General features: G+C 73.7%; 3 protein-coding genes. 2 read left to right on the plus strand and 1 reads right to left on the minus strand.

Annotation, left to right across the window (positions count from 1 at the left end):
- Both PSH25_RS11180 and PSH25_RS11185 read left to right on the plus strand, forming a co-directional pair.
- A partial coding sequence (locus PSH25_RS11180; protein ID WP_238659021.1) for a bifunctional 4-hydroxy-2-oxoglutarate aldolase/2-dehydro-3-deoxy-phosphogluconate aldolase occupies nucleotides 1–368 on the plus strand: 368 nt, incomplete at its 5' end.
- A 138-nt stretch (nucleotides 369–506) separates the two neighbouring features.
- Entirely contained in the window at nucleotides 507–4,220 is a 3,714-nt protein-coding gene (locus PSH25_RS11185) for a S8 family serine peptidase (protein WP_238659022.1), read from the plus strand.
- Between the two features lie 60 nt (nucleotides 4,221–4,280).
- Here PSH25_RS11185 and PSH25_RS11190 read toward each other — a convergent pair.
- On the minus strand, nucleotides 4,281–4,574 hold a 294-nt coding region (locus PSH25_RS11190), incomplete at its 5' end, for a penicillin acylase family protein (RefSeq protein ID WP_238659023.1).

Here is a 4,574-nt window from a genome sequence, read left to right on the forward strand (position 1 = left end):
TCGCGGCGGCGGCCGACGCGGGCGCCCGGTTCACCGTCGCGCCCGGCCTGGACCTCGCGGTCGCCGCCGCCGCCGCCGCGCGTGGCCTGCCGCACCTGCCGGGTGTGGCCACCCCCACCGAGGCTCAGCAGGCACTGCGGCACGGCCTCACCTGGCTCAAGGCGTTTCCCGCGATCTCCCTCGGGCCGGCCTGGTTCAAGGCCGTGGCCGGCCCGCTGCCGCAGTTGCGTTTCGTCGCGACCGGCGGCCTCGACGCCGGCAACGCCGGCGCGTTCCTGCACGCAGGCGTACGCGTGGTGGCCGTCGGCTCCGCCCTCTCCGACCCCACCCAACTCGACGCCCTCGCCAAGCTGACCCGTTCCTCCTGATCCATCCCCCTCCCGCCGGGTGGGGGCGGGTGGCGGGGTTGCGCCATGGCGTAAGTGCGTCGGGGTGCGGTGCGCGGTGCGGGTGGGTGTTACGCCGATGCTGTGGTGCGTACCACTTCTCGACACAAAGAGGTCATCGTGACTCTGTCTCACCGGCGCCGCCGATCCGGGCTGATCGCCCTCGGCGCCGCCCTCACCCTGGCGGCCGGGTTCACCCCACCCGGCTCGGGAGCGGCCGCCGCCCCGCCGAACAACCCCGCCCGCCCGGCGGGTCAACCCCCGGCCGCCGCCGGACGCACGTCCACCGTCACCCTGATCACCGGTGACACGGTTACCGTCACCACCGGGGCGGACGGCAGCACGGTGTCGACCGTGCGCCGGCCGGACGGCAGCACCCCGAGCTTCCACCGCACCGTGCGCGACGGCGACACCTACGTCTACCCGGACGCCGCGCTGTCCTATGTGACCAGCGGTGTGCTGGACCGGCAACTGTTCAACGTCACCGACCTCATCGCCGACGGCTACGACGACGCGCACACCGACGCGCTTCCGCTGATCGTCACGATGACCGACGCAGCGGCCCGCAACCGCACCCGTCCCGCCGTGGACGGCGCCGAGGTGGTCCGACCGTTGGACAGCGTGCAGGGCGCGGCGCTGACCCGTCAGCGCGCCAGCGCCGAGCGGTTCTGGACCGCGCTCACCGCCGGTTCCACCCGGCGTACGGGCGACGCCCCCACCCTGGCCAACGGCATCGCGAAGGTCTGGTTGGACGGCCGGGTGCACGCCGACCTGGCCGAGTCCACCGCGCAGATCGGCGCGCCCACGCTGTGGGCCGAGGGCAACACCGCCACCGGTGTCGACGTCGCGGTGCTCGACTCCGGGGCGGACGCCGAACACCCCGACCTCGCCGGCCAGATCGCCGAGTCCAGCAGCTTCGTGCCCGAAGAGCCCGACATCCTCGACTACAAGGGCCACGGCACGCACGTCGCCTCGACGATCGCCGGCACCGGCGCCGCGTCCGGTGGCGCCGAGCGGGGCGTCGCCCCCGGCGCCCGCCTGCACATCGGCAAGGTGCTCAACAGCGAGGGCAGCGGACAGAACTCGTGGATCATCGCCGGCATGGAGTGGGCGGCTCGCGAGCAGAAGGCCCGGGTGGTCAGCATGAGCCTGGGCGGTGAGGCCACCGACGGCAGCGATCCGATGAGCCAGGCCGTCGATCGACTCAGCGCCGAGACCGGCGCCCTCTTCGTGATCGCCGCCGGCAACAGCGGCCCGGCCTCCATCGGCAGCCCGGGCGCCGCCAACTCCGCGCTCACCGTGGGTGCTGTCGACAACACCGACCACCTCGCCGACTTCTCCAGCCAGGGGCCACGCGCCGGCGACGGCGGGCTCAAGCCCGAGATCACCGCCCCCGGCGTGGACATCCTGGCGGCCCGCTCGCACTTCGTGCGGGGCGGCTCCGGGGACTACACGCTGATGAGCGGCACCTCGATGGCCACCCCGCACGTGGCCGGCACAGCGGCGCTGGTTGCCGCCGCGCACCCGGACTGGACCGGTCAGCGGATCAAGGAGGCGCTGGTCAGCACGGTCAAGGCCACCCCCGAGTACACCCCGTACCAGGCGGGTGCCGGCCGGGTCGACGCGGTCGCCGCCGCGCACGCCACCGTCTTCGCCACCCCGAGCGCCTACTCCGGCTTCCAGGCGTGGCCGCAGCAGCCGGGCATGACCGTCGACCGTACGGTCACCTACACCAACGTCGGCAGCGCGCCGGTCGCCCTGAAGCTGGCCCTCGACGCGGCCACCGCGCCGGCCGGTCTGTTCGCGCTCTCCGCCGACCGGGTCACCGTGCCGGCGGGCGGCACCGCCACCGTGACGGTGACCGCCGCCTACGACAAGCTGCCGGTGGAGAAGCAGGTCAGCGGCATGGTCGTCGCCACCGACGACGCCGGTGTGGTGCGCGGCCGTACCCTGATCGGCGCCGGCAAGGAGGGCCAGCGGCAGAACCTGACGCTTGTCGCCAAGGACCGGGACGGCAAGCCGCTCGTCGGCAAGGTCATCCTCACCACCGACACCCTGTTCACCGCCGTGGACCTGCCCGAGAGCGGCACGGCCACGCTGCGGCTGCCGGTGGGGAGCTGGAACGGTTGGATCTCCGCCGACGTGCGCGGCGCGCACGGGCCGCACTCCAAGGGCATGGCGATGCTCAGCTTCACCGACGTGAACCTGGACACCGACCGCACCGTCACCCTGGACGCGCGGGCCGCCCGACAGGTGCAGGCCCGGGTGCCGCAGGAGGCCACCGCCAGCGCGCTGCGGATGGACATCCACCGGTCCACGAAGAACGGTCTCACCGAGAGCCAGGTGCTGCCCGACGACTCGTACGACAGCATGTGGGCGTTGCCGACGAGCCGTCCGGTCACCGACGGCGAGTTCGAGTTCGGCGCCCGGTGGCGGCTGGAGCAGCCGGCGCTGGCCGTCTCGGCAGGCGGACGCTCGTACGACGATCTGTTGGTGAAGCGGGCGACCCCGGCGCTGCCGGCCGGTCGTCGCCAGCTGGACGCGGTCTACGTCGCCGACGCGTCGGCGGCGGGGCTGGCCAAGCGGCCGGTCCGGGACCGGGCCGTGGTGGTGCGCCGCAGTGACAGCGTGGACATCGCCACCCAGGCGCAGGCCGCCGCGGCGGCCGGGGCGAAGCTGCTGCTCGTGGTCAACGACGGCGTCGGTCGCCTCCAGCCCTGGGACGAGGCGCCGTGGAGCCCGGAGAGCCCGGCCCCGGTGACCGTGGCAACCCTCGGCGCCGACGAGGGTGGGCAGCTCATCGCCGCGCTGGAGCGCGGTGCGGTGCGGCTCACCGTCGAGTCGCACCCGGAGACCACCTACCTGTACGACGTGGCGCACCACTGGGCCGGCACGGTGCCGGCCGACCCCACCTACCGGCCCACCAAGCGGCAGTTGGCCCGGGTCGACGTGGAGTTCCGCAACTACCGGCAGGGCAAGGCGCTGGAGTTCCGCACCGACGTCTGGCGCGGCTGGGCGTCGAGCAACCAGGAACCGGCCCCGGCGCAGGGCCGGCGAACCGACTGGGTGAGCGCCGACCAGCGGTGGATCGACGACGCGTTCATCGCCGGCGAGACCGGTCAGCACCTGCAGGCGGTGACCACGTACCCGGCCGGCAAGCCGAGCGCCGTCACCTGGTTCGGGCCGATTCAGCGACCCCGGATGGGCGGCAGCTACGTGCCGGTCCGCTACCTTGACACCGTCTACCTGCCGGCGCCCGGCTGGGGCGACGGCGGCGGCCACATCGGTGAGGCGTACGCCAACTTCGACATGGTCAACCGGACCACCCTCTACCAGGGTGACAAGGAGCTGGACTGGGGTAACGCCGAGTACCTCCAGGTAGCCGGGCTGGCGCAGCAGCGACTGCCGTACCGGCTGGTGGTGGAGAACGACCGGGCCGCCTGGACCAACCCGTACTCCCGGCAGACCCGCACCGAGTGGGGCTTCCACTCGGCGGTCACCGGGGAGGAGTCGGCCGAGGTGCTACCGATGATCCAGCTGGACTACCAGCTGGCCATCGACTCCGCCGGCAGGGCGTCGCGGGGGGCACCGCTGACCGTGGTCGCCTCCCACCTGCCCGACGTCACGGGCACGATCGGCGCGGTGACCGTCGAGGTGTCCTACGACGACGGCGCGACCTGGCAGAAGCAGCGTCTGACCCGGCACGGCGACGGCTGGCGTACCTCGTTGGCCGCACCGGCGAAGGCCGGCTTCGTGAGCCTGCGCACCACGGCGCGGGACACCGCCGGCAACACCGTGAGCCAGAGCATCACCCGGGCGTTCGGCCTGCGCTGACGCCACTGTGGCCGGCCGCCGTCCGGGGTGCCTCACGCACCCCGGCGGCGGCCGGTGCCGTCAGTGGAGTTCCTCGACGAGGCGGTCCCAGTCCGTCACGACCGGTAGCAACTCACCGGCCAGCCAGGCGGGACTCTGGTCGTCGTGGTGCGGGTCGCCGGGCACCCCGCAGGCGCCCAGCGGAACCACCCACCGGCTGTCCGAGCGGCGGGCCAGGTCCCAGACGAAACGCGCCGCCGGCCCCCGGAAGCACCAGTGGGTGACCCCGGGCACGCTGGAGGTGGCCAACACGCAGTCGTGGTCACCGTCGAGCCGGGGGCCGGGCCCGGCGTCCGGGCCGGGCAGGGCCCGCCC

The sequence above is a fragment of the Micromonospora foliorum genome (assembly GCF_022229015.1).
GTDB classification, from domain to species: Bacteria; Actinomycetota; Actinomycetes; order Mycobacteriales; family Micromonosporaceae; genus Micromonospora; species Micromonospora foliorum.